Annotated in this window: 14 protein-coding genes; 7 read left to right on the forward strand and 7 right to left on the reverse strand. The window is 59.1% G+C overall.

Going from position 1 to position 21,956, the window contains the following annotated elements; all coding sequences use genetic code 11:
- The first annotated feature begins 15 nt into the window (after nt 1-15).
- The 3 genes from ACZ5CE_RS09550 (at nt 16) to ACZ5CE_RS09560 (ending at nt 3,524) form a co-directional block, all read left to right on the forward strand.
- Nucleotides 16-1,407, forward strand: coding sequence for a hypothetical protein (locus ACZ5CE_RS09550; protein ID WP_464574674.1), 1,392 nt, complete (start codon nt 16-18; stop codon nt 1,405-1,407).
- A 480-nt stretch (nt 1,408-1,887) separates the two neighbouring features.
- The gene (locus ACZ5CE_RS09555; protein WP_464574675.1) at nt 1,888-2,082 is read left to right on the forward strand and encodes a hypothetical protein; all 195 of its coding nucleotides are present in this window, start codon (nt 1,888-1,890) and stop codon (nt 2,080-2,082) included.
- A gap of 584 nt (nt 2,083-2,666) precedes the next feature.
- Nucleotides 2,667-3,524, forward strand: coding sequence for a PEP-CTERM sorting domain-containing protein (locus ACZ5CE_RS09560; RefSeq protein ID WP_464574676.1), 858 nt, complete (start codon nt 2,667-2,669; stop codon nt 3,522-3,524).
- Nucleotides 3,525-3,660: 136 nt separating this feature from the next.
- Here the strand turns inward: ACZ5CE_RS09560 and pelG are convergent, their stop codons facing one another.
- The 7 genes from pelG to ygfZ all read right to left on the reverse strand — a co-directional run bounded on the left by pelG (nt 3,661) and on the right by ygfZ (nt 16,267).
- Nucleotides 3,661-5,031 (reverse strand): exopolysaccharide Pel transporter PelG, encoded by a 1,371-nt coding sequence (gene pelG, locus ACZ5CE_RS09565; protein ID WP_464574677.1) that lies wholly within the window; start codon nt 5,029-5,031, stop codon nt 3,661-3,663.
- Nucleotides 5,031-6,728, reverse strand: coding sequence for a GT4 family glycosyltransferase PelF (gene pelF / locus ACZ5CE_RS09570; protein WP_464577474.1), 1,698 nt, complete (start codon nt 6,726-6,728; stop codon nt 5,031-5,033). Before pelF ends, pelG begins: the two co-directional genes overlap by 1 nt.
- On the reverse strand, nt 6,725-7,813 hold the full coding sequence (locus ACZ5CE_RS09575; RefSeq protein WP_464574678.1) for a protein PelE: 1,089 nt from the start codon (nt 7,811-7,813) through the stop codon (nt 6,725-6,727). Before ACZ5CE_RS09575 ends, pelF begins: the two co-directional genes overlap by 4 nt.
- Nucleotides 7,813-9,096, reverse strand: a complete 1,284-nt coding sequence (locus tag ACZ5CE_RS09580) for a protein PelD (RefSeq protein ID WP_464574679.1) — start codon at nt 9,094-9,096, stop codon at nt 7,813-7,815. The genes ACZ5CE_RS09575 and ACZ5CE_RS09580 overlap by 1 nt, the downstream gene beginning before the upstream one ends.
- A complete protein-coding gene (locus ACZ5CE_RS09585; protein ID WP_464574680.1) occupies nt 9,093-11,813 on the reverse strand; it encodes a tetratricopeptide repeat protein in 2,721 nt (906 codons plus the stop codon). Before ACZ5CE_RS09585 ends, ACZ5CE_RS09580 begins: the two co-directional genes overlap by 4 nt.
- On the reverse strand, nt 11,803-14,601 hold the full coding sequence (locus ACZ5CE_RS09590) for an endo alpha-1,4 polygalactosaminidase (RefSeq protein WP_464574681.1): 2,799 nt from the start codon (nt 14,599-14,601) through the stop codon (nt 11,803-11,805). Before ACZ5CE_RS09590 ends, ACZ5CE_RS09585 begins: the two co-directional genes overlap by 11 nt.
- Before the next feature lie 589 nt (nt 14,602-15,190).
- Nucleotides 15,191-16,267 carry a CAF17-like 4Fe-4S cluster assembly/insertion protein YgfZ gene (gene ygfZ, locus ACZ5CE_RS09595; RefSeq protein ID WP_464574682.1) on the reverse strand — a complete coding sequence of 359 codons (1,077 nt, stop codon included), beginning with the start codon at nt 16,265-16,267 and terminating at the stop codon, nt 15,191-15,193.
- Between the two features lie 194 nt (nt 16,268-16,461).
- Here ygfZ and ACZ5CE_RS09600 point away from each other — a divergent pair, with 194 nt between their 5' ends.
- The 4 genes from ACZ5CE_RS09600 to ACZ5CE_RS09615 all read left to right on the forward strand — a co-directional run bounded on the left by ACZ5CE_RS09600 (nt 16,462) and on the right by ACZ5CE_RS09615 (nt 21,941).
- Nucleotides 16,462-17,049, forward strand: coding sequence for a protein YgfX (locus tag ACZ5CE_RS09600; protein ID WP_464574683.1), 588 nt, complete (start codon nt 16,462-16,464; stop codon nt 17,047-17,049).
- Nucleotides 17,050-17,329: 280 nt separating this feature from the next.
- Entirely contained in the window at nt 17,330-18,595 is a 1,266-nt protein-coding gene (locus ACZ5CE_RS09605) for an OmpP1/FadL family transporter (RefSeq protein WP_464574684.1), read from the forward strand.
- 354 nt (nt 18,596-18,949) lie between these two features.
- Nucleotides 18,950-19,885 (forward strand): family 2A encapsulin nanocompartment shell protein, encoded by a 936-nt coding sequence (locus ACZ5CE_RS09610; RefSeq protein ID WP_464574685.1) that lies wholly within the window; start codon nt 18,950-18,952, stop codon nt 19,883-19,885.
- Nucleotides 19,857-21,941, forward strand: a complete 2,085-nt coding sequence (locus ACZ5CE_RS09615) for a family 2A encapsulin nanocompartment cargo protein cysteine desulfurase (RefSeq protein WP_464574686.1) — start codon at nt 19,857-19,859, stop codon at nt 21,939-21,941. The genes ACZ5CE_RS09610 and ACZ5CE_RS09615 overlap by 29 nt, the downstream gene beginning before the upstream one ends.
- The last annotated feature ends 15 nt before the right edge of the window (nt 21,942-21,956 follow it).

Here is a 21,956-nt window from a genome sequence, read left to right on the forward strand (position 1 = left end):
CTGCCGGAGGAACACATGTTCGGATCGAATGTGCTGGAAGTCGCAATTGGCGTCATATTTATCTATCTGCTTCTCAGTCTCGTATGCACGGCGCTCAATGAGGGAATTGCGTCACTCCTGGACAAACGGTCTGACAACCTCTTCGAAGGGATAAAGAACCTTCTCAATGATCCCCAGTTTACCGGACTGGCTCAACAGCTATACAACCATGGGTTGATAGGCGGCATTTCACAGCATGCCGCGAACCCGGACAAGGTGACCCGCAAACCATCCTACATGTCGCCAGCCAATTTTTCCCTTGCCTTGCTCGATATCCTCGGCGCGCGGGGAATTATAGCCAATAAATACGGGGATTTGCTTGCAGGCGCCGAGAAAGCCGACGACGACTACGAAGAAGCTTGCCAGTCCGCGGCGAAAGCACCGGGCGATGCCGCGCTGGCCGCAACGCGGGATCGCGCAAAAGCCGCCAGCGACCAGGCGCGCAGCGCGCTGGAAACAGTCGTTACCCAGGTAAGCACTGCCTATGATCAGGCTCGACAGTCATCCGATGGCTCGCCCGGGGACGCCGATCTTGCTGCGCTGGCGGCAAAGGCGCAAAAGGATGCCGAGATCGCAAAAGCTGCGCTCCGGATGCTGGATGCCCGGCGCGCTGCCGTCGACTGCGCCAGAAACCCGAAAGAAATGGCCCTGTTCCTGAATGCGGGCGAGACTTTGAAAGAAGCGCTTGGCTTCGCGCGCACGTTCGCTGCCCAATATCCCGATCCCTTGAAAAATATCCAGGATGGCTTGAACAGGCTGCCACAAGGGGATACCAGGGAAGCGCTGCTGGTTCTTATCGACAAAACCCGGCGCGAAGTAAGCTCCGTCGAACACCAGGCCGAGGCCTTCCGCCGCAATCTGGAAGGCTGGTTCAACCATGCCATGGAACGTGTCGGCGGCTGGTACAAGCGCTGGACGCAGCGGGTGCTGCTCGGCCTGGCCATCATTATGGTTGCCGTCTCCAATACAGACACCATCATGCTGGTGGAATGGCTTTCAAAAGACAACGCCCTGCGCGCATCGCTCGCTGCCGCGGCTCAGGAAGTGGCAAAAACCCCAGCGGCCACACCGGGTACCGACGGAGTCGGCCTGCAGCGGATGCTGCAAGCCACGGAGGATGTCAAACTCCCGGTAGGGTGGTCGCTGGATCGGAATGACCCCCGGTATTTCAAGTTCATGGAATTCAAATGGTCTCCCGAATATGCCAAATGGGTATTTTATAAAATATTCGGATTGATGATTTCGGTCCTTGCCGTGTCGCTGGGGGCGCCATTCTGGTTCGATACTTTGAGCAAGTTCGTCAATGTGCGCAGCGCGGGCACGCCCCCGGGCGAAACCCGGAAGAGCGCGCCGCAACCGGCTGGTTGACCGGCAGGGACGACCAAGACGAACCGATGAAAATCCTCATCGTCGCCGATGAACCGGCGGACCGGTCCATCGGCTGATCAAGCACAATCCCAGCCCATCCCTAGAATATCTGGCATCCTGGCCGCGCTGATCATCTGGCCGATCCAGCCCGCGCGGCTGGCACTCGATATAACTGGCTTTCACATCAAGGTGATCAACCTGTGCGCCTGACGAAAATCTTTACAATTTGTGATGAATTTGTGAAGAAAGGAAAGGCGATGAAAGTAAATTCGTGCACAGCGTACTGAAATCAAACAAGAAACTGCGGAAATATGTCATCTGGCACGAGTTATGCCTCAATGAGGATAGGGAGGCGACAGCATTCTCTCCACAAGGGGGATCCGGCCTGGCGGCGGCGATCCTGCTCCGGGCCTTCTTTCTTGCCAATGCGTACCCTGTTGGTCGCCTGACAATACGTGAATCATCTGAAGGGTTTTCGAAATGCGCAAAATCGTCGGTTTCAGCGGCTCCTACCTGCTTTATTTCCTTGCTGACTGTGTGGATATCCTCATGACCAAAACGGACTCGCGGCGGCTTTTTCCCTTGTATAAAAAGTTGCTCGTCCGGTCCGCGGATGTGGAAAACTGGGGTGGCGGCGGAGGTGCATGGGGCGCTGTCTGGGCGAAGCATCGATAACGCGGCACCAGTCTTTCCTCGCTTCTCCGCTTCCCCCCTATTCCAGGATCCGGGGAAATCGATGTCGCTAGGGAAGCGCTGAATAAATCTCCGCTGGCGCGGCGGTGGCTTTGCGGGATGGGATGCGCGAAAGGCGGCGACGCGAATGGTTGATCCCCTTCGCTAGAAGCCTGACAAGGCAGACCGCTCGCAAAGCCCCGCCCCATAAGGGTTGTGGTAAAATCGGGCGCTCACTGCGTTGCGCTCCTTGGCATCGTAGTCCCGGCTACGACCTGCGTCGCGCGCCTTATGATCATCCCGATTTTACCAGCAACGCGCTCAGTGAGGATTTGTTCAGCGCTTCCCTAGGAAACATGGCGCTGGAAATAATAATTTTCCGATCCTTCATCGGCCCTGCTTCCGGCAATAACTGCTTCCATTTCTCTTGCCTCTGTAATCTTTCGTTCCTGGTACCCGAAGAAAACAATTTCCGTCAACAGATCGGATAAACACTTCCCCCTGCATGGCATAATCAGGCTCAGCCATTCAGCGGACAGCATTCCGGAAAATGGCGTCCGACCGGGAAGTTATTTTTGGGGAGTGGCATGAAATCAGGAAGAAATCACTCGTTTGCCAAATGTGCTCTCGCATTAGTCCTGGGCAGCATGCTCAGCGTTTGTCTCGCAGCACCCATTATCATGCTCCCCGTTGGTGAAGTTACCCGCCTGAGTTATACCGGGCAAGAGCGTTTCAACGATACAAATAACAATAACCGCCCGGACGTTGGAGAAGTGTTTGAAGGCGTGGCATCCGTTACCGGGATCCTCGGCGCCACGAGCGGCGCTGATTTCTCAAGCCAGCTTGCAAACAAGGAGATAACGGCTCATTTTCACTTTACCGTCACCGGCCACTCAAGTGATTTCAGCCATCTCGAATTCGGCCTGTTGCCGGGTGATTTCTTCAATCTGTATGTGGGACAAGGCGCCAGCAAGAATTTCGATCCTTCCGCCTCCGACGCTGATGCGCGGGCTTCCGATGGACAGCTCTGGCTGGGGATACAACCGGGCCCGTTTTTTGAGAGCGTGAACGACAGGCAACCGGACGGAAGCACGCTCAACAGGACATGGGCGGATATCACGGCAAATAATACCGGTTACCTGCTCCCCCAAGAATTTCTCCGAGCGCTGCTTGGGAGTGATCCACAGCACTTCATTGGCGCACAATCCCACGGAGATCACGCGGTTCAGGCGATTTTCGACAATCGGGTTGCAGGATTCTCACCCTATTTCCCTCGTTTCACCTTCAGCATATTTGGTGAACTCGATATTTTCGCCGTGCCCGAGCCCGCCACCTGGCTGCTCATCCTGGTTGGCATGGCGACCGGGATTTTTTTGCGAAGCCTGGAGGCGGATTTCAGCGAAAGAATGGTTTCGCCGCACTTGACTCATCGTGGAGCCGGCTGACCTTTCTCCAGGTCGGGACTACACTTCGCTAATCCGCCCGCAAATTTACAGCTTCTCGAAAGCAGGATACACAAGCACTGCCGGATTGCGAGTCAATCTCTGGAATGGCAAGAAGGGAATAGTGATTTGCCGGTCGCTAATTCTGCAGCATGAAGGTCTCGTACTCGAGCCGGTTGAACTTGTGCGAAAGAATGAACAGGCTGAGAAAAGCCGACAGCGTCACGGAAGCGGCAAAGCCGTAGCCGAAAGTTTCCGCTCCCAGGTGCAGGGTGGCGAAAGTAAAACCCAGGTTGGTGACAAAGAAAAACGTCGTGATGAAAAGCACCTCGCGGCGGGCGTCGAGGTAAAACAGCACGTTGAGTATCGCCATCAGCAGCACCTGCACGCTGACCGCGACGACGTCGATGTAAAACAGGTGGATATATAGCGGCGAGATGCCGACCACCTGCAACAGTTCGCGCCCCCATAACAGGCACAGGACGACGGTCAGGCCCTGTATCTTGAAAATTTCGTATATCCCCTGCCTCGCCGCATAAACCATCCGGTCCCGCCGGTATTCTATATGCATCAGCGTGTCGCCTTCCCGAACAGCGCGGTAAAAGCGTTCGTGCTGGTCGGCAAAATCGGCTTCGATGCTGACCAGGAATACCGCCATACCGGGCAGAATGAAAAGATAAGCCAGAAAAATGGGGAGATCGTAAATTATGGAAGCCCGCAGCGGCCCCACGACCGCCTCGGAAGTATAAGGCACAAACCAGAATATGAATTTATCGACCCATACCGCCAGGTAATAAAGGGTTCCTATGAGAAACAGGCTGTAAAAGCTTCGTCCTTTCTCAAGAAAATCAAATCTGAGCAAATCTTTTCCGGGATAGTCGCGCACGATATGGCGCAAAAACGAAAACAGCAGAAAACTATGGCCGGTCAGGACGCCCAGCAGCAAGCCATTCAGCTCCCATCGCGATGCAAGGAGCGCCACAGCAATACCAATGGTATAACCAGTAGCCATGTTCCCGATGATGCGGCGATACGCCTTCATGCCCGAGAGGAAAATCAGCGTGATCCACATGCCGCTCAGCACGATGAAGTTGCTCAACAGCAATAGCTGCTGAAGAAGCGAATCCGTAAAGAACCAGAAAATAAAGGGAGCTGCCCAGGCGAATCCGCCGGCCATGGTAACCAGCAGCACGCCGAAGAGGTTGGGCAGCACCTCGGCCTGCGCCCCCGCATAGGTGCGATCTGCGGCAAAACGCGTGAACATCAGCTGCATTCCGCCGGTCCATATGAGCGATCCGGCCATCAGGTAGGTAACGCAGATCTGGAACGCGTTGACCTCGTGCTGGGCCACGCCGAGGCTGACCGCGAGGATGCCGATCATCATGATGCTCAGGATGGAAAGCACCCATGGGCCGCCGCTGACCAGACCGGCATAACCATAGGCGCGCAGCACCGACCAGTAACTGTCATGTTCCAGGATTTTGCGGATTTCGGAACCGATACCGGACATTACGAGGCTTCCATCGTCGGAGAATTTTCCGGGGATGGAAAACCGGCTCCGGCTGAAGGGGATGACGGGGGCGCCGGATTGTCGAGCGCCTGAGTATAAAGATCGCGGTAGGAATCAAACATGAGGCGGTCATTGTAGTAGCGCCGCACGCGATCGAGGCCGGCCTTCTGGGCTGCGTGCCAGCGCCCGGCATCGTTAAGCAGCTCGAGCGCCGCACGCGCCGCGCCTTCCGGATCGGCAATGAATACCACGCTTCCGGCAACCCCCAGGGCGCGATCCTCTTCGGTGCGGCCCTCGATGAGTTCGCGGCAGGAACCGACGTCCGTGGCCAGGCATGGAAGGCCGCTGGCGAACGCCTCCAGCACGACGAGCGGCAGCGCCTCGCTGATCGAGGTCAATACCATCAGCCCCAGCTGCGGCAGTATCTCCGCCACGTTCTGGAAACCGAGGAATTTCACATGGCCGCCTAGTCCCAGGCTTGCAACCAGATCCTTGCATTCCGCCGCATACGCCGGATCTTCATCTTCCGGACCGACAATCCAGCCCTCTGCATCGTGCCGCACATTCACGAGCGCGTGCACCGTGCGAATGAAGGTCTTGATGTCCTTGATGGGCACCACCCGCCCGACCAGGCCGAGCACCGCGGGAATTTCGGCGGGCCGGCGCTGGAGCACAGTTGAATATCGCTGCAGATCGATTCCATTGGTAATGACGCGAGTCTTTCCGGCCGGGGCGCCGTCCGCAATCTGCCTTTTGCGGTTGCCCTCATACAGGCTGACGATCTGCAACGCCTGCCCGTAGGCGATGCGGCCGATATGCTCATAAAAACTGATCCACATGCCGCGGATATAACCCATTTCGTCGTGCAGCGTATTGCCTACGTCATCGCTGTGGTCGTGAATCCAGGTTGCCTGGGCCAGGTCGATTTTTCGCTCCTTGGTGTAGATGCCGTGCTCGGTAAGGAGAAAGGGTATGGAGCGCCGCAGGCGTATCATCGCGCCAAGCAAGCCGGCATATCCCGTGGAAATGGCATGCACCGCCCCCACAGGCGGCAAGCCGGACGCAATATCCGCAAGCACGAACAGGGGATCATGCATCGCGCGCACCGCCCAGAAATAATTCACGAAGGAAGGCTCGGTGCAGCGCTCCCGATATTGGCTCGTGATATAGCTCCAGGCGCTTTCGCTATGGAGAAAATCCTCGCGGCGGATGCCGCCCGCAATACCCAGTTGCGCCAGCGCGCCGGCCATTTTTTCATCCGGCATATATCCGGATTGCCCCGATGCGCGCAAGAGCGCATGAAATTCCGCCATTTCCAGAAAAGCCTTGCGGTTGCCCTTGCGTGCACGCGCCTTGGAAGGAGCATCCGGGCTCATTAAATAGTGTGTTTCGGCATGCGTCACGTTGGGCGGGAAGGCATACTGCGCAGGCCCGTACATCGTTTTTTCGCCGCCGATGAAAACGACGGCGAACCTGATTTCCGGCAGGCCGCTGATAATCTGGTGAACCCAGGCGGATACACCCCCACGGATGTAGGGGTAGGTGCCTTCGAGCAGCAGCGCGATATCCGCGACCGTTTCCCTCCCTGCCCGCGCCCGGACCAGGACACTGGCCCCGTCCGCCAGACCTGCCGGACCTGCCGCTGGCACGGTTGCCTGCGGTGCCTGCTCCTCCCGCTCCGGCATGCCCTGATTCATGCGATCCACCACGCTCTTACCTGCGCCAGGTCTCTTCCCTTCTCGCCCGGGCGGTTCAACGCCTGCAGGCAACGTCTCACCCTTGAAAATTTTCTTTCCCTGAAGGCGATTTCGGCGAGCCATGGCAGGATTTTTTGCGCATCCGCTCCGCAGGCCAGTGCATTGTCGAAAGCCTTTTTCGCCGGAATCAGGTCATCTGGCTCTTCATCGGCCGAATCGAGCAGGATCCGTCCGTATAGCAGCCAGCTGTTGGCATCGTGGACCAGCGCTGGCTCCCCCGGGGCGCCGCCGCGAGCAGCCGGCGCTGAACCCTGCGCACGGGATGGCTCCGGAGCGGCTGGATCCAGCACATACTCGATGTGATGCCGGGCAAGTTGCAACCAGTGCCGCCGGGCCGCCCCCTGCACCAGACGGTGATACACCAGTTCCCAGCATAATGCCGAAATGGCTTTGTGGTGGCCGCGCCGGTGCAGCGGAACATGGGGCAGCGCCTCCGTCAGCGCCTGGATGCGATCCACCAGTTTCTTTTCGCTGTTGTCCCTCATGGCAAAAGCCAGTAGCCGCACGTCATCGACCGGATCGCGGGTCGCCCTGGACCATACTTTCATTGCTTCGCGCGGCGCCATTTGCCGTGTCGCCATTACTGCTTTCAGGCGCTTCAACGGCCTTTGGGCAAAATGCACGATCTGGCGCAATGCGCCCATGCTGTACGGCGGAACCGGGAAGACGACAGGGGGAGAAAACGGCAACTCGGGCAAGGCAATGATTTTTGCTTTTGCAGCAAAACTGCCGCGAGGATGCTTCAGGATACTGCTTAGGGTCACCAGCAAGCCCAGCGGACCGATGATGGGCAGTATCCACACGATCACGAACAGGAATCCAAGAGTTTTCGGGGCAGGTAGCCTGTATCCGCGGGGCAGCAGCCGCCACAGGCCTCGCGCCAGAAAATACGACGAAAGCGTGTGCAGCGCGGCAGCGGCAAGCAGGGTCCCCAAGCCGCCAACCCCATGCCAGAGCGACGCCACGGCCAGGCCTTCCACCATTGCGCCTGCCGGCAAGGCGTAAAAAAACGGAAGCCGCTGCATCAATATTCCTCCAGCGAACGGATTGCTTGCGGATCGGCATCCTGTATGGAAATCAGTTCTTTCGACACCTGCTCCGGAACATCACCTGTCCGATCCATCCACGTTTGCGCGCCAGCGCGGGGGGTAAGAGGGATCAGAACCAGCGCAACCGGATGCCCCGCACGGCGGGCAATACAGACAATGTCGATTGCGCGGACCATCGAGCGCAGCTTGTCGTATGCCGCCAGCACGTCGGATGGATTTCCGGACAGCGTCAGAAGTGAAGCATCCAGCTTGAATCGTGAAAAATCCTGATACGCCCGTTCGAAGGACATGATGAATCGCGTAACGGAAGAACCTCCTGCACCGAAACGCAGATGATCGATGCCATGCGCTGCAAGCACGGCAATGAGCCTGAGATTGTTTTCGTGGAACGCGAAAAACGGCATGGATCTCACCAGCAGCATAGCGTGGATCTCTCCGGTCGAGTCAGCCAGGGGTATGGCCGCCAGCAACTGACCCTGATCCATCACCTCCTCCGGCGCAAGGTTTACCGTCGCCAGTTCGCCGCTTTCAAGCGCAGCGGCCAGCACCGGATCATCGGGGTCGATTTCGAACCGCTCCCCCACCTGGGCCAATACCTGGGTGGCGTCGAGACGTTCCGTCGAAATACCGGCGATGCAGGCCTGGGTGACCGCGCCATAATCAGCGAGAAACTCGATAAGACTCTGGAAAGCGGCGGGAGCCGGGCGATCCTCCGCCACGGCGGCCTCCAGCACAGGCTGCAAATGCATGATACCTTCCCGCAGCGAAAAACCGCTGTTGGCCACGGCCTGCTCCAGGCGGTCATGGGAAAGCCGCAGCAACTGGTAATTCCGGGTAAATTCCTCCAGGCGCTCGGCGCGATACTGGTAGGCGCCCTCCAGCCGGTGCAGGCGGCGCCCCCACATGTCGCGGAATTCTCCCGCTACCATTGCCACGGCCACCGCGCCCAGCGACCAGGCCAGAGGAAACCCCGCTGCCTGCTGCCATTGCTGGTTGATAGCCACGCCCAGCGTTGCCAATATGAGCAATGCACTGACAAAACCATAGGCAAAGCCGTAGCGCAGCCCCGCCAGCAAAGGCGCCAGTATCGGCCAGGGAAAACCGCCGCCCAGGCGGAACGGATCATGGTCCTGCTGGGTGGCGAAGGATGCTGCGATGACCAGCGCGGTCAATATGAAAGTTTCAAGCCAGCCTCCCCACGCCGAATCAGGGCTGTTGACATTGACTATCTCGATGCCTTCGAGCCAGGGCTTTTTCATGGGCTTTCCTGCTTCTTGTCGGGCGCCGGGTATTGCTGCAGCGCCCTGATTCTGGAAAGAGTCTGGCGGCACACATCCGGCTCGTCATTCAGGGAAGTTCGAGCGGACGCACCCTCTCCCGCCATCCATTGGCCAGCCCGCTCGACATCGTCCACGGATAACGGAAGTACGCCATCGGGTACCGGCGATCCTGCCTCGCGATTCAGATGGTCGGAAACAGCCGCCAATTTTGCCGCTATCATTTTGGTGTCGTTGCCGCTGACCGCATCGGCAAATTCCAGCCACAGCGGCAATGAAAGCCGCCTGCTCAGGCGGTTCAACGCAAAATAGCGCGCGTTGTCCATCGCCTTGGCGAAACCCCAGCGCTGTTCCAGCGATTGCAGCTTTTTCGTTTCATCCGCAGTACCGGCTTGCGCGCCGGAAAAATAATCGGCAAGGCGTTCATAATGCCGTACCCCGGCTTGCTGGAAATGCTGCGCGGCAAACATCTTCAATGCGCTGTAACGCACATGATTCGCATTGGCGGAACAGCCCGCCCATTCCATGTTGTCGGCCAGCACCAGCGTCCACAAAAAATCCCTGGGTCGCGCCTCCAGCGTGCGCAGATACCATGCGGCCGCCTGCGCGGGCTTTCCGAGGACATGTTCCGCCGCGGCCAACGCCTCCATCAGCGGAGGGCTTACCGGTGCCTTGCTGCTCGCCTGGCTGCGGTACGGCTGAACCGCGGCTTCGAGCAGCGTGCTATCGATCTTTTTATCCGACAACAGCAGCCAGATCATCGCCTCGGTATTTTCCGGATCCGCGCCGCGCAACTTCAAGATCCGGCGCAATGCGTCGCGGGCGGCATCCCGGTCGCCGCTGGTCATTTTGCCTATCGCCCGGAAATACCAGTAATCCGGAGCCTGCTCGATCAGTCCGGGGTTGGCTGCCGCAAGTTTGTCGGCCGCCGCGAGCCACTGCTCGAGTTCCTGCCAGTTCTTTCGCTTCCATGAAAAAAGCATCAGGCGCTGCAAATCCTCGATTCGCTTCAATCGCTCCCATCCGTAACGGGCAAGGCGCTCGCTTTTTTTATCGTCGCGGTGGCGTATCGCCAGGCGCTGGAGATTTTCCAGCACATTCACATCGTTCGGGCGCAGCTCCAGCAGCTTTTCATAGGCTTTTTCGGCATGCGGGTCCTTGCCTAGCTGGGTAGCCACCCTTGCGAGTAAAAACCAGTAGGCCTCGGCATCGGCTGCATTCGACGTCGCCGGTTCACGCGTAAGCAATTCGAAACTTTTTTGCGTTTCCCCTGCTTCCTCATAAAGCGCGGCCAGCGCCAGCCGTTCGCGTCCGCTCATCGCCATCGGCTCGCCCTGCGGCACGTCGAGTGCCGCCTGGGGTTTGCCCTGAAGGACCAGCACTTCCGTCAACGCCTTCAGCGTTTCCGGGGGATTGTTGAAACGTGCGGCGTGCCGGCGCAACGCCTGTTCCACGTGCGAGGGCTGCGTCACCGCGAGACCGGCAGTGATATAGGCTTCCGCCTCGGCGTGGGTCAACTTGCGGCGTTCCATGACGGCTTCGAGCAATTGCAGCATGGCATGATGGTCCGGTTTTGCGCTGGCAAGCGCAAAGGCGCGCGCTTCTGCCTCGCTGTCCCCGCGGGCGCGGGCAAAAGACAGCCACAGGGAGAGGGCCTGGTCCGGATGTGCGGTCCAATCCAGGATATGGGCCAGCAACTTCTGCCGCTTGCTGCCGGGAGCGGCAGGCATCAGGCGCTCGGCATAAGGCAGGCTTTCCTCCAGCAGGCCCATCGATACCTGCAACCGCACGATGCGCTCGGCAAGGGCCTTGTCGTTTGGCAACAGCGCGCCGGCCTCCTTCAGCCACGCCAGGGCGTGTGCGTTATCCGCCAGCGGCTCCGCGATGCTCGCCGCCAGCAGCAAAAGCTCCGCATCGGCACCGTTCCTGCCGACATCATTTTCGGTTCCAAGCGTATCCAGCGCCCGCACCGCGGCCTTGAGCGCCTCGCTGTCGATACCCGCCTGAAGATAGGCGCGAAGACCCGATTTCGCCGTTTCTCTTTTCGATTTGAGCGACCGTTCGAGCGCGAACGCCTTGAACAGGTCGCGCGCCGCCAGCCGCGGCTGGGCCGCGGCAATGCGCTGTTTCGCAGCAAAAATGAGCCAGTTCGACTTTCGTTCGTCAGTTTCGTTGCGTATCACCAGCAACTGCTCGAAAGTTTCAGCCAGCACTGCGGGCTCGGCAAACTGCTCCGCAAGCGTGACGACCTGGGTCAGCTCGCGACCATCGGCAGCCATATGGAGCAATGAAGGTATAAGCTCGGCAATACGACCGCGCAACATCCTCTCGGCATCCTGCGGCGGGTGGCGGTAGAGTTGCTGCAGGCTCAGCTTGAGCTCCGCCATGCCGATCTCGTAGGCGAGATCCGGTCTCGGCGCACGCTTCAGCGGCTCGATGGCCTCGACCGCTTCCTCGGTCAGGCCGGCTTCTGTCAATACCTGCACCAGCGACAGGCGCAGCGGCGCATTATTCGGGTCGGACTGGACAAGAACGCGAAGGTACGCAACGGACAAGGCGTCCTTCGCCGAAAGATTGGAGGGATCCCTGAATGCGGGCTGGCGGGGAAACAGGACCCAGAACGCGATCAACAGCACCACGCTCATGAACATGAGCGCAGGACCGTTCAATAGCGATTCACGCTGTATTTCAGCATTCAAGACGGAATTCCCCTGAGGCGGCGTCTGCGGGCGCCACGAACATGGAATGGGAACCATGCGGGTGAGCGGGCAATGCGGCGCCGCCCACGCTCAATATGCAGGGACGCGGCACCTCCACCGCCAGGTCTCCGCGCGGCTCGAAAAAAAGTGTCGCCGAACCGTCGGAATTGAGATGCCACGACTGCAGGGGTGCGGCCGCACTGATCAGGCGCAGCGGCGATGCGGCGCGTTCCTTGCCTTGGCCAGGGCTGAGAATGGCATGATTGCGCGCAAGGTGTATGTAGCGGTCGGCATTGCGGTCGGTATACCCCGTGACATCGTCGGAGATGTGTGGCGTCATCGCCGCGGCAGGCAATCTCACGGTTCTCAGCGCATCCCCGAAGAGCGACCAGTTCCCGTCGAGCGTGCGGGCAATGCTCGCCGTCTGGAATGCGCGCGCGCGCCGGGCATACTCATCGACCCACAGGGGAAGAACAGCGCCGTTGCGCTGCTCGCTGGCAAGCTGGTCCAGCAATTCCATTCCTCTCGCATTCAACAGCGCATCGGCGTTGATCGAGATCGAAGATATGCGCAGCCGGCGTTCGGCGTCGAGCTGCTGGTTCCACTCGCGCACTTTTCCGAAATTCAGCGCCTCGCCATACCAGAGCCTGGCGAACAGAGGCTCGGCCGTCAAGGGTGTCAATACCTGCGTGCCCCACTGCGTAGGCCGCAGCATCGGCGAGAGATCCGCCAGGGAGAGCCGCCCGCTGCGCCAGTGCAGCCCGCCACCGCCGTAGTGAGGAAGGTCTCCCTTCTGCGCGGCCGCAAGGGGAGCCGGGCCAGGATTGCCGTCGCCGGACCAGATCAGCAGCAGCGGGGAGCTGGGTGCGACTTTTTGCATGAAGCCGATGGTTCCCTCGGTTTCCCGCGTCATCTCGGCAGCATAGCCTTCCATGAACACGCCGTAGCGGTAGAATTGCTCATCGGCATCGGTCTTGCCCTCGAAGATCCCCCAATAAAATGGATGGCTGTAAGTGTGGCTTGCCAATCGCACCATGGGCATTTCCGCGAACTGCTGCAATTTGGCGAAATGCGCTTCGCTATTCACTTCCGCTTCAATGACACCCAGCGTTACCGGTGCGGGATTTCTTTCGATCCACTCCCGAAGCCGGTCGATCGCCTCCACGCCATGATCGTCCTTCTCGAACAGGCGGTCGCCGCGAACTTCCACAATGCCCAGCCGCCGTCCATTTTCGGTTGTCGGATCGAATACGGGTTGCTCCGGCAGCCGCAAGACGCTCTTGAAAAAGAAAAATGGATCGAGCAGCCATTCATGCCGCCCCGAAGCGCTTTCGCTTATCACATGCGGATTCAAGGCAAAGCCTCCCCACGGAGCAATGGCGATCGGATGAAACTGGCTGCTTCCGTCGCTCAACGTCAACCACGGCTGTGCGCCAGAGGGATTGCGGATATCGGGCGTTCCGCTGCCCACGACCGGTGCCGCCGCGGGCCTTCCCAGCCGCTCATGGGAAGTCTCCAGTGACAGCGGATGCGTGGTCGGCTGCAATTCTCCTTCGTACCCGACGATGCTGCGGCAGGCCACGCCGGCGGGAAGATGACCCATGAACACGACTGGCAATCCCGCATCCACTTCCGATTTCAGGCGCGCGCAAAGACTCTCGTAACGCCCCAGCCTGTCCTCATCGAGCCAGGTGATTACACCGGAATAGCGGCCCACCAGGGGTTCGATAGGAAGAGGAAGATGGTCGATGTACCAGTAGTCGATCGCCAGGCCAAGATGCTCCAGGGGCATGGCGGCATGCTTGAACAGCTCGTGATCCATTTGCTGCGCCGGGGTGCCATTGATGACGGCGAGCACCCGCCGGGGAGCAAGACGCAAGCGCCCCTGTCCCAGCCAGATCAGGTCGCCATTCGCCACCCATGGCATATACCCGAGCTTGATGATCTCGCGTGCCGTTTTCTCGGCTTCGGCCCAATCTCCCGGATCGACATAATCAAGCACGATCACCGGAACCTTGAACTCGTTTTGCGCGCGGCTCAGTGCCTGAATAAGCCAGGTCCTGTTTTCCTCCTTGGTGGGCGCGTGCTTGCCTGTCACGGGATCGAAGCCGTGAAACAGCGATTCCGCAACCATGCCATCTGCATACTGTGCGGCCCGGTCCAGAACCTCGAAGCCACGGTTGAGGATAAGCTTGCATTCCGGATAGCGCTGCTTTATCTCCGCCAGCAGGGCGACGAGGCCCTTTTCCTGCTCCTCGCGCTGCTTGCCTTCGGTTGTTACGATCAGATAGCTGTCAACGGTATCCAGAAAAAAAGCACGGTATCCGTCGCGCCACAGGCGATCGAAGTGATGTTCCAGCAGATATTGGTGCCAGGCGGGATCGGTCATGTCCATCACCAGGCTGTTCCAGGCAGGATTGACCCCAATCGACCATTTGGTTTTGATGCGCTCCATGTCCTCGCTGTTGCGCGCAATCTCGCCGAAAGAGACGTAGGCAAAAACCAGGGAATCCAGGTTCAGCAGCGCAGTCCTTTCGTGCGGCAGAATCTGGCTCGGCTGTATGACGATATGATCATAGTGGCGCAAATCCTCCACGGGCGGGCGGCTGCCATAGTAAAAAACGATATCGCGATCCTCCAGCGCCGGCACCTCGGCAAATGCCGGCTGCGCCGCCAGCCAGGCTGCCAGAACCATCGCCAGCAGGCACAACGGGAAGTTCCGGGATCTCCGGGATCCCATGGCAGGCTTGTCAGGAAAATGGAAGGAAGGCATTCTGTTTTTCAACATCTCTGGCTTTCGTTATGGACATGATGGCGACAGAGGAGACGGAGACCGTTCAACCGTTCCCCATTCCTGTCTGCAAGCTTCAGGAAGGTGACGATCATGGGCCATGAGCGCGACAATGGAATGGCCTGCCCTGGATAGTAGGCGGCATGGCGTCTCGAAGCGCTACGGTCACATGGTGAGCGATGCGCGGCACATGGGCCGCGCCTGATACGGCCCTTCGCGGTCCTTTATCCAGCACCCGGCCATTATCGCGGCAACAAGCAATGTACGGCAAGCCCGAACACAAACTCATCCCGGAATGCCGCTGAACAAGACAAGAACAAGAACACCCGCAGGGTTCAACCTGAATCCGGCAGTTGGACAGGGTCGAGTGTGCGGTTTCTGAAGCGCAGGGCAAGGCGCAACGCCACGCAATGGCCATTCCATTCCAGGCAGCCGCAACGCCGCCATGTGCCGCAAAAATCGCGCAATCCGCCCCATAACGAGCTCACCACGAACTCATCATACAGGTGAACGTCGAGTAAGCGGATAGTCTTTGTGGATCATGGCTCTAAACCGGATATGAGCGGTCAGCGTTCAATTGCCGGATTCAGGTACCATCCTCCACGGGATAAGGCAAAGGCATGAACGCAAGCGGAAGTCCATCGGGCGACTTCCACCTGATTTTATCCTCCCTCCCCTCCCCGATGCCGGCTACCTGGATTACCGCCAATGCATCCACCCCGCCCCCGGGGGAAGGCGCGGCATTGACTATCATGCCCGCGGGTTGTTCTCCCATCTCCGCGGCGAACAATTCATCGCCGGCTGCAACCGGCGAGGATGCGGAATGCGGCCTGATATTTGCCAGATACATGCGCCGCTTGATTTTACCCAGATACTGGGTGCGGGCGATGATCTCCTGCCCGGGATAACAGCCTTTACGGAAACTGACTCCTCCTATGGCCTCCAGGTTTACCATCTGCGGAATGAATTGTTCCTGGGTGACGGACGTGATGACCGGAATGCCCGCCCGGATATCCAGCCAGCTCCAGCACGATGCTCCCACCGGCATGGCAACGTGCCTCAAGCGATCCCATAGCCCTGGGGCGTGCTCCACGGATGTAACGAGTTCGAACCGATCCGCCGCCAGGCGCAGCACAACGGCACTATCCCCCTGAACCGCACCCAGCTTCGAAGGAACACCCTCTTTCATGGGCGGAACCTCATTCACCGCTTCCAGAACCAGCGCCTGCGCCTGTTCGCCAGACAGGCCGATCCGTATCAGCGCATCGCCGCCGTCAGCAAGTTTGACCCTGGACCGCAGCACGTAGATGGACAAGCGTTTCTGAATCCCTGCCTGCAGCTCCCGTGGCAACTGCATGATGAAACCGCCATGATCTTTCCAGATCAGAAAACTCGCCAGCATTCTGCCTTTGGGGTTGCAATAGCTCCCATAAACGGCGGTTGAGCCGTCGAGTTCCGCGACATCGCAGCTCAACTGGCCTTGAAGAAACGATTGCGCATCCTCACCCGAAAACCGGATCGCGCCAAAATGCGACAGATCGGCCATGATGGTGGCTGAGCCCATGCTCTTCAGTTCGGCCGCGCCATTGCCGAAATGCGCAACGCAGCCATCCTGAATGCTTGCGTTACAGCTTTGGAGATGCGCCTGCCACCTAGGGTCCATGCACGGAATGCCGCAGGAACGATTTACTGCGGTTATGAACAGAAAAGGAACTCACGAAAAGTATTATAACCAATATGGTCTCTCCATAGACGCCGGTCCCGCCGTTAATCGCGCCGGCGGTATCCAGCCGCGTCCGTCGAACCGTTTGCTGCAGCAGGGCTTGCCCGATTTGCGCCAAACGGGATAATGGCAGCATGTCCGTCCCTCGTGTCCCCTCGCCCGCCGCCACTCCCGCCATGCCTGCTCCCGCCATCCCGGCCAAACCGGCATCGCCGGCCCCTCTGCTTGCAGTGCGCCTGAAACCCTCCCTCCGCCTGGCTGCCATCCTGGGCATGGCCCATTTCGCGGCTATCGGCCTGCTGTGGCCCCTCTCGCTGCCGATAGAGGCTAGACTCGCAGGCAGCGCCATGCTGGCGGCAAGCCTGGTTCTTTATTTGAGGGACCATATCGCGCGGCGCGCGCGGGGGTCTATCCTCGGTTTCGAACTGACCGAGGATATGAATTGCATCCTCGTAACAAAAGAGGGCAATACTGCCTGCAGGATACTTGGCAGCAGCTTTGTCGCACCTTACCTGACAGTGCTCGAATTGAAGCCGCTCCACCTCCCCCCGGAGGGAAGCAAAGACACGAGCGCGACGGCACCGGCGGGCTGGAGAAATTGGTGGGAGAACCGCAAGAAACTTTTTCCGCGCAGCCTGGTGATTCTGCCGGATTCCATCGACGCGGAAGCATTTCGGCAGTTGCGGGTATTGTTGCGCTGGAAGTGGAAAGAACCCGCCTGACGCCCCGCTTTTCCTTTTATTCGCCATTCCGCTCTCGCATACGCGAGCCTATCCGCCGTAACGCATTTTCCTACCGGATCCGCGCATGAGTGCGCCGGAACCAGGCGGTTAATGGAACTTGCTTTCTGGCAGAACGCAATTTTTGAGCTACAAATAGATTGTTGTGATACTTTCGAGCTAAAAATAAACTGATGCATGATTCGAGAGAGCCATTTTGAACCCGTTGCGATAAGTCACCGCGAAGCTCTGCCTTTCATTTCTCCTTTGAGAATACACGTAAATGACTATGCAGCCATCCAGATTATTAATGGCTCTCTTGCTGACAGGGGGCATGTCCATCAGCGGCAGTGCCGTAGCGGCAGGATTCGCGCTGCAAAACCAGAACGGCGCCGGAAACGGCTATGCTTACGCCGGCGCCGCGGCCGTGGCGCAAGACGCCTCCACCATTTATTTCAACCCTGCCGGGATGACCTACCTTGCTCCCGGCCACCATATCTCCGGTGCAGGAAACCTGCTTATCCGGTCATTGAGATTCAGCGATACGGGCAGCGGCGCCTTTCTCAGCTACCCCCTGGGGGATAACGGCGGCCAGGCCGGAGGTCTTTCGGTCATTCCTGCGGTCTACTGGAGCATGTCGCTGGGTTCCGCCTTTCGCGTGGGACTCGGAGTATCGCCGACCTTCGGCAACGCCACGGATTGGAGCAAAACTTTTATCGGCCGCTACCAGGGGGTGAAATCAGAGATAACGACCGTCAACTTCAATCCCAGCATTGCCTGGAAGCTGCACGAAGACGTCTCGGTTGGCGTGGGTTTCAACGTGGTCATGTTCGATGCGGACTTGCGCAACATGGCGCCGGTGACCTCGCTACTGCCAGTTCCGGTGGACATCCAAACCCGGCTGAAGGGAGACGATGTCGGTTTCGGCTATAACCTGGGAGCGATGTTCCGGCTGTCCGAATCCACGCGCGTGGGGCTGACCTATCGATCAGCGGTGGATCTGAAAGTGGATGGACACCTCAGCGCCCCTGGCGTCGCCATTCCCGCGTTAGTTCCTGTCAAGCTGCCCGGCAGCGCATCCCTGGCCATCTCGCACATGATGAATGAGCGTTTGCGGTTGCTCGCTGACCTGACCTGGACGGGCTGGGGCAGCCTGCCGGCCATCGTAGCCAAAAGCCAGGCTTCCGGCGCCGTCCTGGCGAACGAACGGCTGGGGTTTGAAGACAGCTTCCGCGTAGGCCTTGGGGCGCAATATCAATATACACAACGCCTGCGATTCCATACTGGATTCGCCTACGACCGGTCGCCCGTGCGCAACTCCCTGGACCGGACTGTCCGGCTGCCGGACTCCGACCGTTTCTGGCTTGCAGTGGGCCTCAACCAGAAGGTGGGCGACCGGACGTCGATCGACGTCGGATACGCGCACGTGTTCTTCGAAGGCGCCGAAATCAACCGTCCGAGCTTCCCCAACCCGTCGCTCCAGGTTGTCCGTGGCTCCTTCGACACGGGTGTGCATATCATCTCTCTCCAGCTCAACCACCACTTCTGATCCAACGAGAGCTGAAGCGCTTCCGTTTCCCCCTTATTCGTCCTGCCGGATTCCCGCCCCAACAGCAAGACAATCAGTTTTTCGCGATATTCCCTTGCCCGAACCCTATATATATAAAAATTCTAACCAAATGAATTATTCTTGGTTTCCGATATATAAAATAACTGATAACTTCAACTCTGCAACTGTTTTCTCCTTTATTCAAGGCGTCGGCACGGGGCTGGCGCCTTTTTTTGCCGGTAAATTCCGGATATGAGGACCCCTGGAACGGTTTGTAAATAACTTATCGGTGGCTGCGAAAACAACGGAGCGCCGGGCATCGTTATCCACTCAACAAAACAGCAGGAGGAAAGAATGGCGGATATTCATCAGGGGCATAGCGCACTGGGAGACATGGCGGCGCGTACACTTGCCAATGCCACCAAAACTGTTCCGCAACTGCGGCTGATCACGCCGCGCTGGTTTACCCATATGCTTAGCTGGGTACCGGTCGAAGCCGGTATCTATCGAGTCAACAAAGTGAAGGACCCCAACAAGATTATCGTGGACTGTTCCCAGAGGGAAGAAGAGCGCGAGTTCAATACGACTTTCGTGGATTACGAGGAGTGGGGGCGAGAATACTACCTGAGCGCGGTCAACACGGTGGTTGACATCCACACCCGCGTTTCCGACCTGTACAGCAGCCCGCACAACCAGATTCACGAGCAGGTGCGCCTGGCCATCGAAATCGTCAAGGAGCGGCAGGAACGGGAGCTTCTCAATAACGAGGAATATGGATTGCTGAGAAATGTCGATGACAGCATGAAGGTAAAGACACGTACCGGCGCGCCTACGCCGGACGACATGGATGAGCTGATTGCCCGGGTGTGGAAGGAACCGGCTTTCTTCCTGGCGCATCCCGTGGCCATCGTCGCATTCGGGCGCGAATGTACGCGCCGCGGCGTTCCCCCGCCCACCACTTCGCTTTTTGGCTCGCAATTCCTCACCTGGCGCGGCTTTCCCCTTATTCCCTGCGACAAGATCGATGTCGTCGAGGGCAAGACCGCCATCCTGCTGCTGCGCACCGGAGAAAGCCGCCAGGGCGTAGTCGGGTTGTATCAACCCGGGTTGACGGGAGAACAGGGCATGGGCCTCTCGGTGCGCTTCATGGGCATCAATCATAAAGCGATCTCGTCGTACCTGATTTCGCTCTATTGCTCGCTGGCGGTTCTCACCGAGGATGCGGTCGGCATACTTGAAGATGTCGAGGTGGGCAAATACCATGACTACAAGCATGTATACGCCAGGTAATCCCTTTGGCACGGGCGCATCGAATGGAGTGGGAGTACCGGACGGCCTTCCCGATGTCGCCGGGCTTACGCGCCTTGCCAACGAATTCTATTCGACTCCGCCGGGATACTCCACTCCGCCCGGACAGCGCATCGCCGGGAAACCCGCAGGCGAAAGTAACTGGCTGCCACGCGGGACGGACGACTTCGTGCCCTGGCCCGCGTCTCCTTTCCCTGCCCTCGGAACGCCGGACAATGTTCCCCACTCTGCGGCGGGCGCCCACGTTGCGCCGTCTTTTCTGGATAGCCGTCCTGCAGGGATACCATCCGAGGTTCCTGATCCGGACGCTGTTGCCTCCTATCCCGGTGCAAACGCAATTCAATCGGTGGCGCCCAAGGGGCCATACCCTATTCCCCCTTCCGCGTCCACCTCGCCGTTCTCGCGTACGCCCGCGCCGACACCCGTTGCTCCCAAGGGACCGTATGGCGTCCCGCCATCGGCTGCTGCCGGCCCAGGCCGGGGTTTTGCGCCCTTCCCCATGCCAGGGAGAAAATCGCATTCCGCCATTCCCTATGCTGGCGCGGCTGCGCGGGAACTATCCGTATTCGATAGCGGCATTCCGTATGCCGATACCGGCCCGTTTGCCGGATTCGCAGGTTTGCCTTCCGGGCTTCCATCCCAGGAAGCTCCCGGTATCCACGCCCGCTCGCCGGCTGTTGCGGACGCCCTGCCGCTTCCAGGGGCCGGTGAGCCATCTTTCTATTTCCTGGAAGGCGTGGTTCCTCCCGTACCTCACCTACCTTTTGGCAGCGGAGCACGGGCATCGGTGACCCCAGGAACCGCAAGGGCGCATCCCGCCTTCGACGCCAACGCCATCCGGCGGGATTTCCCGATCCTGAGCGAACTGGTCAACGGGCGTCCGCTGATCTGGCTGGACAATGCTGCCACCACGCAAAAGCCGCAGACCGTCATCGATCGCCTTACGTACTTCTATCAGCACGAAAACTCCAACATCCATCGCGCAGCGCATGAGCTTGCAGCACGCGCGACCGATGCCTATGAGGATGCGCGGGAAAAGGTGCGTCGCTTTCTCAACGCGCCATCGGCCGATGAGATCGTTTTTCTCAGGGGAACAACCGAGGCAATCAACCTCGTCGCCCAGAGCTGGGGGCGGCAAAATATCAGGGAAGGCGACGAGATCGTCATTACCTGGCTGGAACACCACGCCAACATCGTACCCTGGCAGCGGCTGTGCAGTGAAACAGGCGCGAAACTGCGCGTGGCTCCGGTGGACAGCGATGGGCAGATAATGCTGGATGAATATCAGGAACTGTTGAGCTCCCGGACCAGGCTCGTGGCCTTCTCGCAAGTATCCAACGCGCTGGGCACCGTCACTCCGGCCCGCCAGATGATCGAAATGGCGCACCGCGTCGGCGCACGCGTGCTGGTCGACGGCGCTCAGTCGGTCTCCCACATGCGCGTGGACATGCAGCAGCTCGATTGCGACTGGTTTGTTTTCTCCGGCCACAAGGTGTTCGGGCCCACCGGGATCGGCGCGCTGTTCGGTAAAAGAGACCTGCTCAACAACACTCCTCCATGGCAGGGTGGCGGCAACATGATACAGAACGTCACATTCGAAAGGACGGATTACCACGAGGCGCCTGCGCGTTTCGAGGCCGGCACCGGCAATATCGCGGATGCCGTCGGACTGGGCGCGGCAATCGACTACGTGGAACGTATCGGCATCGACAACATAAACCGCTACGAACACGAATTGATGGCCTATGCCACATACGCCCTCGGCTCCATTCCCGGACTGCGACTGATCGGTACCGCGCAGGACAAGGCAGGCGTGCTGTCCTTCGTGCTCAAGGGATTCGATGTGCAGGAAGTGGGAAGCGCACTGAATCGGGAAGGCATCGCCGTGCGCGCCGGCCATCACTGCGCCCAGCCGATCCTGCGCCGCTTCGGCCATGAAAGCACCGTGCGGCCCTCGCTGGCGCTGTACAATACCTACGCCGATGTCGATGCGCTGGTGGCTGCCCTGCGCCGGCTGCAGGGCAGCCGCTATGATTAGGAATCATTAGAAATC

The organism is Nitrosospira sp. TNL200 (genome assembly GCF_055386305.1).